Source organism: Thioalkalivibrio sp. ALE23 (genome assembly GCF_000378545.1).
GTDB lineage: Bacteria > Pseudomonadota > Gammaproteobacteria > Ectothiorhodospirales > Ectothiorhodospiraceae > Thioalkalivibrio.
The window spans coordinates 1-1,437 of record NZ_KB900082.1; the positions used below are offsets into that span (position 1 = coordinate 1).

1 protein-coding gene is annotated in these 1,437 nt (G+C 60.5%); it reads left to right on the plus strand.

Annotated elements, in window-relative coordinates; translation table 11 throughout:
- Nucleotides 1–108: 108 nt before the first annotated feature.
- Nucleotides 109–1,032, plus strand: coding sequence for a hypothetical protein (locus F573_RS14990; protein ID WP_231384436.1), 924 nt, complete (start codon nt 109–111; stop codon nt 1,030–1,032).
- The last annotated feature ends 405 nt before the right edge of the window (nt 1,033–1,437 follow it).

The following is a 1,437-nucleotide window of genomic DNA, read 5'->3' on the forward strand; positions in this document are numbered from 1 at the left end:
GCCGCACATCATGCTTCACGTCGGCAAGAAGCGGGCGGGGCGTGTGCTCGGCGGCCGGCACTGGGACGAAGTGCCGACGTCGCCCTGCGAGGTTCTGGAGGAACCGGCATGAACGACGGCGAGGAGGCGTTTATGGAGCCGATCTATTCTCGGCCCGGTGTCCGTCATTTTTTCATTCTTGGAGCGCCAGACCCCGAGATGATGCGCATTGGCCGCATCTTGGGTATCGGCATTCGTTTAGGCCTGGTCGCCGGGTATGGGCGTGCGCTTTGCGAGGACGATCCCGTCCATACGAAAAGCGCGTACAACGCGACCGGCGTGTCCGGCGCGGTGCCGCCGGACACGCCGTTGGTGCTGGTGGAGTGCGGTTTCGAATCGGACCCCCCTGGCGCAGTGGCCCATCGCATCGATCACCATAATCCCGGCGACCCGGGCTTCGATATGGGGCCATCCGAATTCTGGAGCGGTTCTTCCATCGGTCAACTTGTGGAATACCTCCATCGCTTCAGTCCCTCAAATTCGAAAGTAAACCGTGTTCTGGAAGAATCCCTGCGGCCTCTCTCCGAGGATCTGCGCTATGCGGCGGCTGCGGATCATTGCCTTCCTCACGCCTATCAAGGGAGATGTCCCGGCATTGATCCTTTGCACCTTGAACGGTGGCGTGCCTTGTCTCGCGCGCAGTTTCAGGGGCGCTCTGTAGGCTCTATAAAGTATTCGTTTAAGAGGGCCCGTGCCGTGATTCGTTCAGCACAGCAGGACTCGAAACACTGCCTGAACATCGCGGGCAATACCATGGTGATCATCCATGGCCATGTTCCAGGCCTGAAGGATGCATCGGCCCAACTGGGCATCCCTGTCGAACACCACGTCATACACAGGCCGACGGGGACCCCCAAGGCGGGTATCTTCGGGGCGCCCCCCGGCGTGGTTGAGGCCTGGATGTCGGAGCGCGCTCCGTCTCTCGGTCTCCAAGATATCTATGGTGCGCCTCTGCGCGGTTATGCCGGAGGGTATTGGAGATCGCCTGCATGAACCACGACGAACTCACCGCGCTGGCGGTCAAATGGCTGCGTCGGCCGCGAAACCGAGATCGAGCTGAAACGGCTGAAACGCGAAAACCGGCGCCTGGGAGCAAGATTGAACTGGACGCCGATCTTGCCGCCCTCGCGTTTCGATCGTGCCCAGTTCCCGAGAATTCGACAAGGCGGTTCTTGATGGCATACTGGGAACCGAATCAACGGCGAACCGTCCGCGCCTCTCCCGGACGGCGGATCACCGGCCCGCAGCCGGCGAGGACTCGAGAATGGCAAAGCGCAAGATCGAAGTCGGATCCCAGCTGATTTATCACACCATCGTTTCTCAGGCCGGGTCTTTCGACAAGGCACTGCTCGAATTCGTCATGAATTCAGTGGATGCCGAGGCCGCTTCCATGTCCAT